Annotated in this window: 9 protein-coding genes and 1 tRNA gene; 7 read left to right on the top strand and 3 right to left on the bottom strand. The window is 60.3% G+C overall.

Annotated elements, in window-relative coordinates:
* The first annotated feature begins 278 nt into the window (after positions 1-278).
* On the top strand, positions 279-1,301 hold the full coding sequence (gene gliR, locus ACSQ17_RS17945) for an AraC family transcriptional regulator GliR (protein ID WP_436069945.1): 1,023 nt from the start codon (positions 279-281) through the stop codon (positions 1,299-1,301).
* Positions 1,302-1,352: 51 nt separating this feature from the next.
* Here gliR and ACSQ17_RS17940 read toward each other — a convergent pair whose 3' ends face one another.
* Together ACSQ17_RS17940 and moaB are read right to left on the bottom strand one after the other, a co-directional pair.
* The gene (locus tag ACSQ17_RS17940) at positions 1,353-2,567 is read right to left on the bottom strand and encodes a molybdopterin molybdotransferase MoeA (protein ID WP_436069944.1); all 1,215 of its coding nucleotides are present in this window, start codon (positions 2,565-2,567) and stop codon (positions 1,353-1,355) included.
* Entirely contained in the window at positions 2,564-3,103 is a 540-nt protein-coding gene (moaB, locus tag ACSQ17_RS17935; protein WP_436069943.1) for a molybdenum cofactor biosynthesis protein B, read from the bottom strand. Before moaB ends, ACSQ17_RS17940 begins: the two co-directional genes overlap by 4 nt.
* Positions 3,104-3,171: 68 nt before the next feature.
* Here moaB and mobA point away from each other — a divergent pair, with 68 nt between their 5' ends.
* From mobA to ACSQ17_RS17905, 6 genes are all read left to right on the top strand, one after another.
* On the top strand, positions 3,172-3,801 hold the full coding sequence (mobA, locus tag ACSQ17_RS17930) for a molybdenum cofactor guanylyltransferase MobA (RefSeq protein WP_436069942.1): 630 nt from the start codon (positions 3,172-3,174) through the stop codon (positions 3,799-3,801).
* 26 nt (positions 3,802-3,827) lie between these two features.
* Complete coding sequence (locus ACSQ17_RS17925) at positions 3,828-4,049, top strand: YgdI/YgdR family lipoprotein (protein ID WP_233684285.1); 222 nt, start codon at positions 3,828-3,830, stop codon at positions 4,047-4,049.
* Between the two features lie 141 nt (positions 4,050-4,190).
* A tRNA-Pro gene (locus tag ACSQ17_RS17920) sits at positions 4,191-4,267 on the top strand.
* Between the two features lie 169 nt (positions 4,268-4,436).
* Positions 4,437-5,675, top strand: a complete 1,239-nt coding sequence (locus tag ACSQ17_RS17915; RefSeq protein WP_436069941.1) for a tyrosine-type recombinase/integrase — start codon at positions 4,437-4,439, stop codon at positions 5,673-5,675.
* Between the two features lie 62 nt (positions 5,676-5,737).
* A complete protein-coding gene (locus ACSQ17_RS17910) occupies positions 5,738-5,938 on the top strand; it encodes a hypothetical protein (protein WP_436069940.1) in 201 nt (66 codons plus the stop codon).
* A 3-nt stretch (positions 5,939-5,941) separates the two neighbouring features.
* On the top strand, positions 5,942-6,160 hold the full coding sequence (locus ACSQ17_RS17905) for a hypothetical protein (protein WP_436069939.1): 219 nt from the start codon (positions 5,942-5,944) through the stop codon (positions 6,158-6,160).
* Here ACSQ17_RS17905 and ACSQ17_RS17900 read toward each other — a convergent pair.
* Positions 6,157-15,285 carry an LPD38 domain-containing protein gene (locus ACSQ17_RS17900; RefSeq protein ID WP_436069938.1) on the bottom strand — a complete coding sequence of 3,043 codons (9,129 nt, stop codon included), beginning with the start codon at positions 15,283-15,285 and terminating at the stop codon, positions 6,157-6,159. The genes ACSQ17_RS17905 and ACSQ17_RS17900 overlap by 4 nt on opposite strands.
* Positions 15,286-15,305 lie beyond the last annotated feature (20 nt).

The following is a 15,305-nucleotide window of genomic DNA, read 5'->3' as shown; positions in this document are numbered from 1 at the left end:
CTTCTCCCGGATATTTCAGTCACCCTCGATGGCTGCCTATACTAGCGAGCCGCGTCCAGGCGTCACTGTCGAATCGAGCCAGGTCTTATCGCCAATCAAGACATTCAAAATAAGAACCTGCCTCGGATCTGCTGCGCGTCGGCGATACTGCGTTAGAAATGGCCTCGGGCTGCTCATTTACAGCCAGTAAACTCCGCGCCCTCGGCCATTTCTGCCTTGTCTCGCCCTAGCTCGCGCGATCCGAAACAGGCTCTACGAACTCAGAATAAGAAAAAATCATGGAAAACCTCGGCTACACCTCCGTCCCTGCCCTGCTCAAGTACCTGCGCCATGCCGAACAGCTGGGTCTGGATATCGATCAGGCCTTGGCGGCAGCCGGCATCAACGCCGAGGAGCTGACCGACAACAGCAAGCGTATGCCCAGTGAAACCCATGAACGCCTGCTCGGCCACTTACTGGCGGTCTCCGATGACCCGCTGTTTGGCCTGCACTGCGCGCGCTTTGTGCAGCCGGGTTCGTGGAGCGTGCTGGGCTATATCACCATGAACTGCGCCACCCTCGGTGAGGCCATGAGCCGCATCGTGCCTTACGAGAAGCTGGTGGGGGATATGGGTGTCAGCCGGGTCGAGGCCGGCAGCGATCACGTTCGCCTGATCTGGACCTGCCGCCATCAGGCTGAGCCGATCCGCCGGCACATGGTGGAAAACGTACTGGCCTCCTGGCTGCTGTATGCGCGCTGGATCTCCGACTCCGACAGTTCGCCGCGGGAGGTGTGGTTCGAACACGCCCTGCCTGAGGGCGCCGAAATTGCCGAATACCAGACGATTTTCGGCTGCCCGATCCGCTTCGAACAAAACTGCAATGCGCTGATCGTGCCGCTGGAATACCTCGCGGTGCCGCTGCGTCAGGCCGACGCCAACCTGCTGCGCACCCTGGAAGAACACGCCCTGACCCTGATGGCTGGGCTGGACGATAACGAGCCACTGCCGCAACGGGTAAAAAACGCCCTGCGTCTGTTGCTCAAGGACGGTTTGCCGCGCAAGGAACGGGTGGCGGAGAAATTCAACATGACGGTGCGCACCCTGCAACGTCACCTGCAACTGGCGGACACCAGCTACCAGCAGATACTCGATGAACTGCGCCAGGAACTGGCCGAGCACTACCTGCTGCGCAGCGACCTGGCGATTCAGGATATCGCCAGCTACCTAGGTTTTACCGAATCACGCTCATTTCACCGCAGCTTCAAGACCTGGACGGGGCAAACGCCAGGCGAATTCCGCGAGAGCCGGCGCAATTCGTAGGATGGGTGGGGCCGCATGGGTATCGCTGCGCTCAACCCATCCTACGCGGCGCTAACCGAGGATTTCGCTAAGCGGGATAAACCGCAGGCTATCGCCCTCGGCCAACGTGGTGTTTTCCAACACTTCGGCAAAACCCTCGGCCCAAGCCGCGCTGCGCAGCACCCCGGAACTCTGGTTCGGGTAAGGCACCACCCGGCCATTCTCTAGGCGCGCACGCAGATATTCACGGCGATTGCCCGGCTTACTCCAAGTGAAACCCGCTGGCATCGGAAAGCCCAACGGCTCGACTCGCTGTACGCCCAAGCGGCGCAACAGATAAGGCCGTGCCAACAGGCCAAAGGTCACCAGGGTCGAAGCCGGATTACCCGGCAGGCCGATCACCGGCACGCCGCGAAACTGCCCGCAGGTCAGCGGCTTGCCCGGTTTGATCGCCAGCTTCCACAGCGCCAGCTCGCCCTCTTCGCGCAGGGCCATGCCGAGGAAATCCGCTTCGCCCACCGACACCCCGCCAGTGGAGAGAATCAGGTCAACATCGCTCAGCGCAGCCAGCGCCGAACGCGTCTTTTCCAGGTCATCGACCAAGATACCGCCGTCCACCACCTCGCAGCCCAGGCGCTGCAACCAGGCGATCAGCACGCGGCGATTGCTGTTGTAGATCTGTCCTGGCCCAAGCGGCTGACCTGGTTCGACCAGTTCATCGCCGGTGGACAACACGGCTACCCGAGGCCGCCGACGCACAGTCAATTCGGCGCAACCCAGTGATGCCGCCAGCCCCAGTTCGATAGGACCCAGACGCGTACCAGCGGGTAGAACGCTATCGCCAACACGGGTTTCCTGACCCTGAGCGCGCACGTTTTGCCCGAGCTTAAGCGGCTCACTAAAGGCAACGCAGCCGTCGTCACCGAGCATGGCGTTTTCCTGCATTTCCACGCTATCAGCACCGGCGGGCAATGGTGCGCCGGTAAAGATCCGCGCACAGGTGCCGGGCTGTAACGGCTGTGGCGCACTGCCGGCCTGGATGCGTTGGCTGACAACCAACGGCTCGCCCGTCCAGTCAGCCAGGCGCAAGGCATAGCCATCCATCGCACTATTGTCCCAGGGCGGCAGATCCAACGTGGCAATCAGCGGTTCAGCCAGCACACGGCCAGCCGCGTCATTCAGGCTGACCTGCTCGGTCTCAACAATTGCCGAAGCCTCGGCCTGCGCCAGCAAACGCGCCAGCGCCGCCTCGACGGGCATCAATCCAGGTTTGTCGCAGCAGCTCATCCACGGCTCTCGCAGGCGGCCACCGACTTGAGGTGCGGAACGAAATTGCACGGACGGTGACGGTTATCCAGCTGCTCACCAAGAATGCCGTCCCAGGCGGTGCGGCAGGCGTTGGTCGAGCCCGGCAGGCAGCACACCAGGGTGCCATTGGCCAGGCCGGCCAGGGCGCGGGACTGAATAGTCGAGGTGCCGATATCAGGCACAGAAATCTGCCGGAACAGCTCACCAAAACCATCGACCTGCTTATCCAGCAAACAACGCACCGCCTCCGGCGTACTGTCGCGGCCGGTAAAACCGGTTCCGCCGGTAATCAGCACCACTTGCACCTGATCCTCGGCAATCCAGGTGGCGACCTGGGCGCGAATCTTGTACAGATCGTCCTTGAGCAATACCCGGTCGGCGAGCTGATGGCCGGCGGCCTGCAGGCGATCAACAAACAGCTGGCCGGAGGTGTCAGTCTCCAGGCTGCGGGTGTCACTGACGGTCAACACCGCGATATTCAAGGGCACAAAATGTGCCTCGGCCTTGTGGTTCATGGCAGGCTTCCAGTTATGGGCGATAATGCCCGCCGTTATATCACAGGCCCGCCGCTGGAGGCTTCGCCATGCCCGCTCCCGTTACCCTGCCCGGCTGTTCCGTGTTGCTATTGGCGGGTGGTCGTGGCCGACGTATGGGCGGCGCCGATAAAGGCCTGCTCGACTGGCAGGGCCGCCCGCTGATTGCCTGGCTGCATGAGCGGGTACGCCCCTTGACCGATGACCTGATCATCTCCTGCAACCGCAACGCCGAGCGCTATGCGCCCTTTGCTGATCGCCTGGTCAGTGATGAGGCGGCGGATTATCAAGGCCCGCTGGCAGGCATTCGCGCCGGCTTGCGTGTGGCCCGGCATGCCAACCTGCTGATCCTGCCGTGCGATGCGCCACAGCTGGACAACGCACTGCTGCAAGCCCTGCTGAACCAGGCTGGCGAACGCGCGGTGGTACTCCGCCAGGGAGAATTTCTCGAGCCGCTGTTCAGCATCATCCCCTGCGCGCTGCAGACTGATCTAGAGGGCGCCTGGCAGGCCGGAGAACGCAGCCCGCAACGCTGGTTGCGCGGCCTGGCACCGCTGACAATCAACTGCCCACCCGGTGATCCGCGCCTGGCCAATCTGAACACCCCAGAGCTGCTCGCAGCAGCGCAGCAGCTGCCATCAGGGAACTTGGCTGGCAAAAATTCGTCACACGCAGGGTAAATACTCTATCAATCAAGGAGAACCCCATGACTCAGCGGATTATTCCGGCATTGCTGCTTACCTTGGGCCTGGTCGCGCTGACAGGTTGCGCATCGCCAACGGTGATCACCCTCAATGATGGCCGCGAAATCCAGACCATCGACGAGCCACATTTCGATGAGGATTCGGGCTTCTACGAATTCGAACAACTTGATGGCAAACGCGCCAAGGTCAACAAGGATCAGGTGCGTACTCTCAAGGAGTTGTAAGTCGATCGCCCTGGCGGCGCATGACAGCTTTTGCCACGCCGCCGGGGTTCAGCCATAGCATCTACAACGCTTGGCCAATAGAAAAAATTAAAAGCTAACCCCTTGTGCAGTAAAACTTTTTCAGTACAATCTCGACCCATTCGGAGTGTAGCGCAGCTTGGTAGCGCGTCTCGTTCGGGACGAGAAGGTCGCAGGTTCGAATCCTGTCTCTCCGACCACTTCCTTGTTTCACCATGTACCAGCATGTGTCGAAACCCCAGCAAAGCCGGCCCCTGTAGCCGGCTTTGTTGTTTCAGCTCATACCACCTTGTTTCAGCTTATCCCTCCCAATTTGGTATGCCGATTGGTATGCTGCCGATTCATTAGAACTCGGCATACCAATTAGCCATGAAAAGAGCGGATATTAAGCGCCGGCCGATGGCCGATAGCACCCTCGCCGGCCTTGAGCCTGAGGATAAAACCTACCGAGAACACGACGGCCAGGGCCTGTACTTTCGGGTCAAACCGTCCGGCCAGAAGCTGTGGGAACTTCGCTACTCGAAACCAGGCTCGAAAGCCCGATCCTGGCTTGGCTTAGGCCCCTACCCCAGCGTCAGTGCTGCCGCCGCACGCGAGAAAGCGCAAGCGGCCAGGACGCTCATTGCCCAAGGCGTTGATCCATCAACCCAGCGCAAGGCAGACGAAGCCTCGGAAAAGGCCAAAATCGAAAACACCTTCGAGCTACTGGCACGCGAGTGGTATGCCACGCGCAAAACTGGCTGGGGCGATGGGTATTCCAAGCGGGTGATCGGCGCCCTGGATCTGCATGTATTCCCGAAGCTGGGCAAACGCTCCTATCTCGATATCACTTCCATGGAGTGGATGGATCTGTTCCGCGGCATGGAGAAGAAAGGCATCCTCGATCAGCTGGGCAATGTGCGCCGGTATTGCAAAGAGATTTACGACCTAGCCAGGGTCACCGGCCGCGCCGTAAACAACCCGGTCGACGGGCTGGATAAGTTCCTACAGACCAAGCAATCCGAGAACTATGCCCACGTCAGCGAGGAACGTCTGCCCGAGCTGCTGCGCGCCGTGACGGCATACAGTGGCGCGCGTGCGGTGAAGCTCGGCCTGCGCCTGCTGATCATCAATGGCATGCGCCCAAGCGAAGTGCGCGAGGCTCACTGGAGCGAGTTTGATCTGGAAGGCGCCATGTGGACGGTACCAGCCGAGCGTATGAAGAAAGGCCGCGAGCACCTGGTGCCGCTGTCCACCCAATCGCTGGCCATCCTGCAGGAGCTTAAACAGCTGTCTGGCGGCTACGGCCTGCTCTTCCCCGGCCGCAACGATCGCACCAAGCCGCTCAGCAATATGGTGTTCAACATGGCGCTGCGACGCATGGGCTACCAGGGCGAGCAAACCGGCCACGGCTTCCGCCACATTGCCAGCACCCTGTTGAACGAAAAGGGCTTCGACGAAAACCACATCGAGGCCCAGCTATCCCACAAGAAAAAAGGCACGGCCGGCGTTTACAACAAAGCCAAGTACCTGGAGCACCGCCGCACCATGATGCAGTGGTATGCCGATCACCTCGATGCCCTGGAAAAAGGCAACGTGGTGGTAGGTGATTTCAGCAAGAGGGCCTGAACAGGCCCTTGCCCTGTAGTCGCAGCGCCCTGAAACTGGACATGAATTTTAGGAGATACCTCATGTTTCAATTCTTGATCGGCATCATAATTTTCGCTGCCTGGTTTATCGTCGGCTGTGCCGTGCTTGCCTTCATTGACGATGAGAACAAGAGCCTATTCAACTGGTGCAAAAGTTGCCCTGTGCCTGGAGGCTACGAAATAGCGGTGCTTGCCTGGCCGGTTATTACGTTTTATTGGTTACGTCAAAGAAAAGGGGCATAACCCATGCTGCAAGTCTGGATAGGCGGCATCCTTATGGTGCTCGGCATGTTCTCGCTGCTGGCTAACCCCGTACTGGGCGGCATCATCCTTGCGGTGGGTTACGGCCTATTCGCCACCACCAAAAAGTCCACCCGTGCTGCGGCCGAATCTACCTTCTGGGGCCTTGCCCTGCTGTGCGGTGCCATCGTTACGGTCATTGCCATCCTTGGCATGATCTTCTAGAAGTCCTTCCCAGCCAGCCGCACCACTCGCTCGGCAATCTGATTTGAGCGAGTCTGCAACTCTTCCAGCCGCCGACGTTTTGCGTCCCCATCCATGGCGGTATCGCGATACACAGCATCCATCTGCCGGCGAACGGCGCCCAGTTGCTGCCGTGCCAGGCCCAGCGCCGGGCGGTGCTTGAGCTTGTCGCTGTTGCCTTCCAGCAGTTTCGCAGCAGCCTCTACCTTCCCTTCGTCCCGGTAAGCCTTGACCGTGCGGTGCAGCTGATCAGCTTCCTGCATCATGTCGTAGAACTCGGACTGGTACTGAGTCGAACGCACCGCGTCGCCCTGGTACAGCACCTTCAGCACTGGCAGATCACTGGCGCGGGTTGTCGGGCTGTCTACGCCATCAAACGCGCTGGCGATCAGGCTCGACATACCCAGCACATACCCGCCGAGGGTACCGGTGTAGCCCTGCACCAGGTGATCCAGCTGCTTGGGCGAAAGCCCAAGGGTCGGCCCGGTGACTTGGCCAAGTACCCGACCGATTGCACTGGTGCGCTCATCAAAGCGTGCCTCAGGCAATTTGCCCTCGTCGCTCATGTCCTCGATCGGCGAGTCATGGAAGAAGTTGCGGTTGGCCTGCAGCTCGCGGATCGGCTGATAGAACTGCGGTACCGGGTTGAATGCCAGGGTCTGGAACACGCCATGCGACACAGCCTTGGCCAGGTCGCCGCCATCCTGCGTACCGGTCAGCGCGTGCAGCAGGCGTTCAGGCACGGTGCCAAACACCAGCCCCAACTCGAATGGCTTGGGAATGCGGAAGTGCTGGTCGCCTAGGAAGATGTGCCAGTTCATATCCTTGTCCCAGTCCTTCAGGCCCCGGTAGCGCTCGTCGTCATCGTTCAGCCCGGCCAACAGCAGGGAGAACAGCGCGATATAGCCGCCCTTCATGGCCACTTCTTTGGCAATCAGGGTTTTGTCGCCTTTGACCGCCCGGCCCAGTTTGTACAGGCCCTGCATGCGCGCATTGAGGAACGGCACCACATCGGTAAACCACTGCGCTGCGGCGAAGTTACCGCGCAGGCTGTAGTCCATCAGATCCTTCGCCTCATAGGCGGCCTGGCGCGGCGACTTGCCGGCGGCCAGTGCTGCCTTGTAAGTGCTCAACCGGTTGGCGTTTTCCACCTTGTCACCCAGCGTGCGGTAGGCCTGCCAGCCTTTACCCAGCATGCCCGCCACCTTGGCCGGGGTATTCACCAAACTACCCAGGTAGGCGCTCTGCTGCTCGCTGGTGAAGCCTTTCTTCTCCAACGCACGGCGGATGATCTGCGCCGAGGCCTCGGGGTCGGTACCGTGCACATAACCGCCCTGGAAGCTGCCGCCGGCAAACATCAGGTCGCGATAGTCCTGATCCTCTCGAAGCGCGTCACGCATGCCCTTGATCGAGTCCTTACCCAGCACAAAGCCATCCTTGTTGATCATCCAGGCATGCGCCGCGTCGCGGATGAAGTTGCGCAGGATGAAATCAGGCGAGGCCGTAACGCCCGTGGTCAGCAGGCGCTTGAACGTCCGGCCGATACGGGTGATCGGGTCATTGAACACGCTGCCTTCCATAAACTTCAGGCCGCGCAGCAGGCTCTCGTCGTTGACGCGGTAGTACTCATTCTTCCCGTCGCGCTGCACCCGGATAATGTCCGGATCAGTCGGTGCAACCCGCGTCCACAGCTGCTCAAAGCCCTCGTTTTCTGGCTTCATCAGCTGGTTTGCCACCTTGAGGAACTTGCTCTCGGCCGGCAGCCCCAGCATTTCTGCCGCCATGGCCAGCGCTTTACGGTCCTTGCGGATCTGGTCGGCGATCTGGCTGCGGGAAATCAGCACCTGCTGGTAGCGCGGGCTTTCGTCCGTCAGGTACTGGCTGCCCTGCAGGTTGTCCACCACTTCCAGCAGTGCCTTATTCTTCATCGAGGCATCGATGCGCTTGGTCCAGCCCGCCAGCATGTTGGTCAACAGATCATTGGTTGGCAGGGTGCCGCCCTTCAGCGCTTTGATCGCGGCCGACTGGTGGGAAAGTCCTTTCTTCGAGCGCGGGCCACTGAACAGGCCTTCGCTCTCGTCGACGCGGTAAAACGGCACGTAGTACTCGGTCGCCCACTTCGCCCGGGCGCTTTGATCAATCAGCCCTGCCTGCTCAGCCAGGTCCAGCACCGCCTCGTTGACCTTGGCATAGTCCTGGTACACCTTCTCGAACAGCGCTTCCTTGCCCTTGCCCATCGCGATCAGCTCGGCGATTTCGGTATCGGTCAGGTTGTTCTCGCGACCCTGCGCCTTGAGCATCTGCGCGCGCTTACCACCCAGCCAGGCAAGCCACGGGGTTAGGTTGTCTTGGCCCAGGTCGCCCAGGATTTCCAGCACGCCACGGGTGTCGGCTTTGCCGGCAATCACGCCATCGCGCCACTCTGGCGCCGCGTAGTGCAGCACGCCGTGCATCACGTCAGCGATGCCACTGGCCATCCGCGCCGATACATAGCCCTGCTTCTCGGCATCAGTAACGCCAACAGCCTCTTCCGCCCGGCGAATGCCGACCAGCCCATCGAATAGCCCTTCCTCTGAGCGGGTAGTCCACTCGGACAGCTTCGCTTTGAGGCCTCCCAGCGTCATGTTGCGGATCTGCTCGACTACGCCGTCAGCATCCTTGCCGCCCAAGCCCAGCTTACGCAGCGCATCAGTGGTGGCCGCTTCATCGTTCAGGCTGTAGCGGATATCGGGGCTGGCTGGGTCGAAGTCGCCGTTATTATCAGTAGCAGATTTGATTTGCCCGGACTCGAAAGCCACGTACTGGTCAAACTTACTGCGACCATCGAACGCATTCTTAACGATCAGCCCGTCGTGCCCAGCCTCGCGTGCATCCTCGATATCAAAAACAATGTCGCTATCTTCCCGGCCGTAGTAATCGATCACCATCGGGTTTTTGAAGTTCAGATATACGGCTTTCACCTTTCGACCATAAGTCCGCGCAGCAGCCTGCGAGTCAGTGAAAAACGCCTCACCGCCGTCAATACCGGTGAACTCTTTACTACTCCCTCGGTACACGATCAGTGGCCGCCCATCGGCATCTACCACCTTGGAGACGGTATCGGGATTGACTCGGTCAAGCTCTCGGCGTACAAAGCCTGAGGTCCCAGTATTGGCCGATGTGGCGCGTTCCCCAGCAATGGGGGTATCCCGCGGAGATGCTACTGGGGCTTTTTTTTGCCCGTCATTCAGGGTCACTGCGTTATAGAACTGTTGTCCGTTGCGCAGCGTCTCAACGGTCAGCACTGCCACCAGATCCTGGCCATCGATATTCACCCGCGCCAGCAGCTTGTCGTAGCCCATCACGTTGGGCTTGCCCTCTGCCGGTTTTGACGATGCGTAGATACTGCCCTCGAAAGCCTTACGCAGATCGCCCAGCACCAGCAGCTTTGCCGGGTCAGCACTGGCAGAAAGTGCTTTCCCGATACCGCGCTTCACAATTTTGACGTCACCAATCTCAGGGTGCTGCAGCGGCTTACCGGAGTCGCCCAGTGCTTCCAGAGAAGCTGCAACCCGGCTGCGCAGATCCACCACAGACAATCCGCGCCACTCTGCAGGCGTGCGGATGGTGATTGGCTGCATAGCATCCAGCCTGGCTTCGGCACGGGCGGCCTGCCAGTCACCAAACCAACGCACAAAGGCTGGCGTTTTGGTCTGATCGTTGACGTTGTATCGAGCACTGGCGCTTTCATTGAAGGTGCCGGCATTACGTTTTGCCTTGATGTTCTTACCTTCGAACACCACCGGCCAGGCCAGGCCCTGGATATACAGCCCGTCATAGCCCTGCCCCATCAGGGTCTTGCGGTAGGCTTTCACCTTTACCAGCGACCAATCGCCCATCGCCTCGAACTGGTCCTGGGTAACGACCTTCGGCTTGGCCATGCGGATATAGAACTGCTCCACCACCGGACCATAGCGATCGACATTGCCCACATCCTTGCGTGCCAGGAAGTGCCCGAGCGCGGCAGTCGGCGTGCCGGTATTTTTGCCAAGGTCTGCATCGTCGAAAGTATCGCGCTCTCCGTAGCTGCGGTGCACAAAGGCAATCGGCTGACCCTGCTTGTCGACCATTCGACTCTTACCAAACCAGCGCTGGAAGAATGGCGAATCAGTGCCGCGAGCCTTGTAGATCGCCCGCGCAAAGGAGTTGGCTTGCTGATCACTCAGGCTTTCAACAAACTCGGCCTCGCTGACCTCTGATACATCAGGCAATGCAGCCAGAGCTTCTGCAGCAGCAGATTGGCGGTACCGTGCATCTGTACCACCAGCACCAGCGGCCTGCCGCGCCTCGGCCAAAAGTTGCACCAGGTCGTTGCGGGTCCACTTCATTGCGGCCGAATCACCGAAGGTCGCGCGGATGAACTGGCGCAACATGGCCACCAGCCGCTCGATGATCCCGTTCTTCGGGTCAGTCTCGGCCAGGTGCGCAACATACTCTTCAGCGATCAGCACCTGAGCATCGGCAGCGCTCAGGTTTGCAGTCTGCCCAGCGTACCGGCGCTCAAGTTCGCGCTTCATCGCCGCTGGCATATCGCGGTAGATCCCGCGCATCACCGGGTTAATCCGATTGCCCAGCACGGCCTTCACGCCACCATGGCCAACGGCCTCATGCAGCACGGTACTGACGGCGTGCTTCGTGTCGCGCAGATTGCTGGCGATCAGGTAGGAGGTGCCATTGTGGTAAACCCCAGCCACACGACCACTCACACCGTCGCGCTTGATCTGCGCCTGCACCGCCGCCGGCAACCCTGCCTCATTGGCTACCGTCTCAATCTGCAGACCGGTAGCCTTGCTGACCTTGGCGGCAATGGCGCGAGCACTGAACAGCGGGATACCAGATGCCTGCTCCGGGCTAAGCCGGTACATAGCGATATTGCCGCCCTCAGTCTCACGGGTCTGGATCACACCTATCAGTTTGTCGAAGGCGCGATTGATCGACTGACGCTCTTCACCTGCCGGGAATGGGCGTTTCCAACCCCACGGAGTAAGGATGCCCACATTCTCAGGGCCGAAGTTCAGGAATGGGCTCTGACCACCACGCTCAGCGATCTTGTCTTCGACATACCCCTGGAAAGCCCGCGCTGCCATTTCATGCGGCGTGGTCCAGTAGTCGGTGCCTCGCCCCTGATCCAGCTCTTTGGCGTCCATGGCAAACTGGGTAGGCACCTTCTTGACCTTTTCCTGGCCGTTCTGCGCATCAGCAAGCATCTTGAGGCGAGAGGAATAGGCACCCATGGTTTGGCGCAGTCGATCGAATACGCCGTTATTTTCTGCGTTAAACCCGGTTCGGCCACGCACCGCCTTGTAGATTTCGCTCATCTTCTCCAGGGCGTCATTGGTCCAACGCATGCTGGTCAGAACAGAGCGTGATTTGCCTGGGGTTGGGCGCAGCTCGGTACTTAGCGCAGTGCCATCCCGCACAAGCTGGGCAACAGTGTCGAACTCAGCAAGCTGCTCAGCGCTGGCCGGTTTGTTGTTCCGCTTCCAATACCTTGGGTCTTTCTGTTCGGCCAGGTCACGGCGAATTTCATCAAGACGGTCGGTCACTTCCTTACGTGAGCGACCCACGAACTCGTCAACGCGAGCCGTGTCCTCAACATAGGTTTCGCCCTTGCTGAACATGGTTTTCATCAGGTCGGTGTACGCATCGCGCAGCTCCTCGCGCACACCAGAGTTGTTGCGCAAGAAGCCGGAACTGGCTGCATCGTTCTCGAAGTTGCTCGCAATCTTCAGCGACCGTGTGCCGTCCTTATCCACCGCCCAAGCGGAAGAAGACTTGCCATCCTGACGGGCGAAGTAATGATCGAGTGCGTGGAACCACTCATGCGCCAGTGAGCCGGCACCGTTCATCTTGGTCAGGTTGATAACCACCTTGCCGGGCTCGTAGTGGGCTCGGGCACCGCTCAAGCCTTGGCCCCGTGCGCCGAATGCCAGCGCCAGGTCACCATTCAAACTGATAGCGCGCGGTGGAATACCCATCACTTCAGCCAAATCCATCAGGCCATCGTAGGCATCATCCAGAAGCTGCTGACGCTCTTCCTGGTTGTTCCAATTACCGAACTCCACACCACGGAAGCCAAAGGCCTCGGTAAATGCACTGTCCTTCACCGGGCCGGTGCGGCGCTCGGCGCCCTGGCGCACAGTGCTATCAGGCCGCGGCAAGTCAGCCTCGCCGAACGTGGTATTGGTTTCGATAATTGCCTTGGCGTTCCTGGCCATGTACTCCATCCCAGCTTCTCTGGATGGGAACACCTGGTCGACAACCTTTACGCGCTTGCGGTCGGTAACATCCCGCCAGATTTCGAAGCCGGTACCATCACCGTCGCGAACAGACAGAACACGATGCTTCTGCGCCACCGCAATGACCGGCAGCATTTGCATGGCTTCTTCTTCGGTCGCGTAGTTACCGCGCAGCTGCTTCGGCCGTTTATTCCAGTCAAGTTTGCGCGTGTCACTGATGACCCAGCGCCCCGCCTCTCCAGGCACAGTGCTGGTGACCACCTGAGTGACTTCGTACCGGCGCTGCCAGGCTGGGCGGCTGTCCGCTTCCTTGGCTGCCTTCTTCTTGCCTTGGGTAGCAGTGTCTTTTCTCGCACCGCCGATCTTCTCGCCGAAGTCCTCGACCTTGGCGGCCGGCGCACTGGCCTCGTCGACAGTAGCACTGGGAAACTCGGCAACCGTATCCAGCAACTGGCGAATCGGCGCATCCAGGCGGATCACCTTCACATCCTCGCCGGCATCACGCTTGGCCAGCCACTGGTGGTGGCCGTCCAGCACATGCCCATCGCGGGAAATCAGAATGGAGCGGTCGCCACCCTCAAACGCCTTGGCCGCTTCCACCTTCTTGGTCGAGTACTCTGCCTGGGTCGGCTTGAGCTGGTCGGCCGCAATGGTTTCCTCCGCATGGGCAATGTCGCGCGCATTGAGGAAGTTGACCATCGCACCGCGGTGCTCAGCCTTGATCTGCGGCATTTCTGCCCGGGGCACACTCAGGGTGCCGGAATCCTTCGAGAATGAAGCCCAGTCACCGTCGATATCGGCGCCCTTGATTGGCTTCACTTTTGTGGCGGCCGGCACATCCGCCGTTTCAATCCCGCGTTCTTTTCGCAGTTGCGTCCAGGCCTGACGGTTCACACCCTCCGGTGATTCCTTGTTCAGCGCGTTGAACTGTTCAAACGGCAGCGCAGCCTGGGCATCGTCTACCTGGCGCTCATACTCGCTTTCAAGGCGGCCGACAGCTGCGTCATAACCCGGCGATCCCTTCTTGATGCCGGCGGCCTTGGCCATCCGGGTAATAACCATCTTCTTCGGGTGGCGCAGGATTTCTGGCAAACCCTTTCGATCCACCGGCTGTGGTGCAGGCTTCACTGCAGCTGGCTTGGCGGTTGGCGCTGGGGCAGCTTTAGCAACTGGGGCAGCCGCTGGCGCATCGATAACTGCATCTGCAGCAGGCGGCTGTACCGGCGCAGGCTCAACTGCAGGCGCTTCCTGGCTGGCCGCTGGTGGTGCGATAGCCCGCACCTCGAACTGTTTCGGGCCAACCTGCACGGCTTCAAGCACATCAGTGCTGCCAGCCCGCTGGATAGCGTTTTTGGCCGCCAGCACGTTGCTGTAGGTCTTTCCGACCGGCGCCTGCTGGTCCATACCTCGGCCGCCCTGAACATAATCGGCTTGGCGTGGGGTTGGAATCTTGCCGGGTACCGCATTGCCTTCAGCATCCACATTAATCGAGCTTTCACGCAGATCGGGAATGCCCTGGCGCTCAGGCTGAGCATCAAAGGTCCGTGGCTCTGCGCTTTCCTGCACTGGCGCATCATTCTGCGCAGCTGGCATCAGCTCACCAGTGACTGGCACGGTACCGCGCTCAACCTGCTGATCCATGCCTGGCCCGAAGTCACGCACAGGCTGTTCACGCCCTGGTACTGGCCGCTGCTCACGGTCAACATCACGCGCGGGTCCTTGCTCGCTGACATTGCCCTGGCCATCTGCATACAGGGTCTGGTCGGGCGCCGGCAGCGCCAGGCGCTCAGGGGCTGGCAGTCGCGCCTGCTCACTATCAACAGCAGTCACGGCAGCAGCCGAAAGCGGGCCGGCATTCGGGTCAAGGCCCATTTCTTCCGAACGCTTGCGCGGAAGCACGTTCACGCCGGCACCAATGGCCGAGCCAGCAAGGGTTCCTTCAACGGAAGCCCGAGCCAGGCCATCAGTCAGATCCTTTTCTTCGGCCCAGTTCTGGATCATGGTTTCAGAAGCGGACTGCGGCAGCTCTTCAAGCACGCCCTCAGTCAACGCACCTCCTGCAACACGCCGCGCCAACCCTGGCGCCTCACCGGCAACCTGACCTGCACCGCCAGCAATTGCACTTTCTGCATCCAGCACACCCAGGCGCTGGGCAGCCTTCGCCCCCAGCACACCAAGCGCAGCGCCTGCCACACCTGCACCAGCCGCTGCTGCTGCAGCCCGGCGAGGCTCAACGCTGTCATCAATCTGGTCCATCGTGCCGCCGGCAATTACGGCACCCTCGCCCACACCACCAGCGATCGCCCCCTGAGTGGCGGCCTGCGCGGCACTGGTTGGCGCACCGACCAAGCCAGTTGCCCTGCCAGCAGCCAGGGCGCCACGCCCAAGCACACCACCCGCCAACATCTGCGGCACCGACTCCGCTACCAGGCCGGCAACATTCCCAGGATTTGAGGCATATGCGCCGGCAACATCCATTACGCTGCCTTCTTCCCAGGCCTGGTCAATTTCAGCGGTACCTGCCTGGCGCTCAGAACTGTATTCATCCCGCGCCTCTTCCGCCCACTGGCTTGGCTGGAAGCCAGTCAACTCACCTACCTTGTCGGCAGTTTCGTCAACAAAGCGTTTGTTGGTCAGGGCAGCAACGGGGATATCGGCAAGGCCGGTGGCAATACCGGGCAGCTTCTGCACACCGCGTTTGAGGTCAGTGCCGAGGTCGCCCAAAAGCGAGGTGTTTTGAGTTGGAGCTTTAAGGTCGTCGAACAACCCTTGCTTGCTCGGCGCGCCGTCAGGGGCCCCGTCTTTCAGGTCATCGAACAAACCAGCCATCATCCACCCTCCAAAAAGAA

This window comes from Pseudomonas sp. LjRoot71, assembly GCF_964253255.1.
Classification (GTDB): Bacteria; Pseudomonadota; Gammaproteobacteria; order Pseudomonadales; family Pseudomonadaceae; genus Aquipseudomonas.
Note: the sequence above shows the minus strand (reverse complement) of the source record. Positions and strands in the feature narration are given on the sequence as shown.

What these genes read in the sequence shown, in the direction of transcription:
- gliR (WP_436069945.1), top strand. Translation starts at nt 279, where the DNA reads ATGGAAAACCTCGGCTACACCTCCGTCCCTGCCCTGCTCAAGTACCTG.
- ACSQ17_RS17940 (WP_436069944.1), bottom strand. Translation starts at nt 2,567, where the DNA reads ATGAGCTGCTGCGACAAACCTGGATTGATGCCCGTCGAGGCGGCGCTG.
- moaB (WP_436069943.1), bottom strand. Translation starts at nt 3,103, where the DNA reads ATGAACCACAAGGCCGAGGCACATTTTGTGCCCTTGAATATCGCGGTG.
- mobA (WP_436069942.1), top strand. Translation starts at nt 3,172, where the DNA reads ATGCCCGCTCCCGTTACCCTGCCCGGCTGTTCCGTGTTGCTATTGGCG.
- ACSQ17_RS17925 (WP_233684285.1), top strand. Translation starts at nt 3,828, where the DNA reads ATGACTCAGCGGATTATTCCGGCATTGCTGCTTACCTTGGGCCTGGTC.
- ACSQ17_RS17915 (WP_436069941.1), top strand. Translation starts at nt 4,437, where the DNA reads ATGAAAAGAGCGGATATTAAGCGCCGGCCGATGGCCGATAGCACCCTC.
- ACSQ17_RS17910 (WP_436069940.1), top strand. Translation starts at nt 5,738, where the DNA reads ATGTTTCAATTCTTGATCGGCATCATAATTTTCGCTGCCTGGTTTATC.
- ACSQ17_RS17905 (WP_436069939.1), top strand. Translation starts at nt 5,942, where the DNA reads ATGCTGCAAGTCTGGATAGGCGGCATCCTTATGGTGCTCGGCATGTTC.
- ACSQ17_RS17900 (WP_436069938.1), bottom strand. Translation starts at nt 15,285, where the DNA reads ATGGCTGGTTTGTTCGATGACCTGAAAGACGGGGCCCCTGACGGCGCG.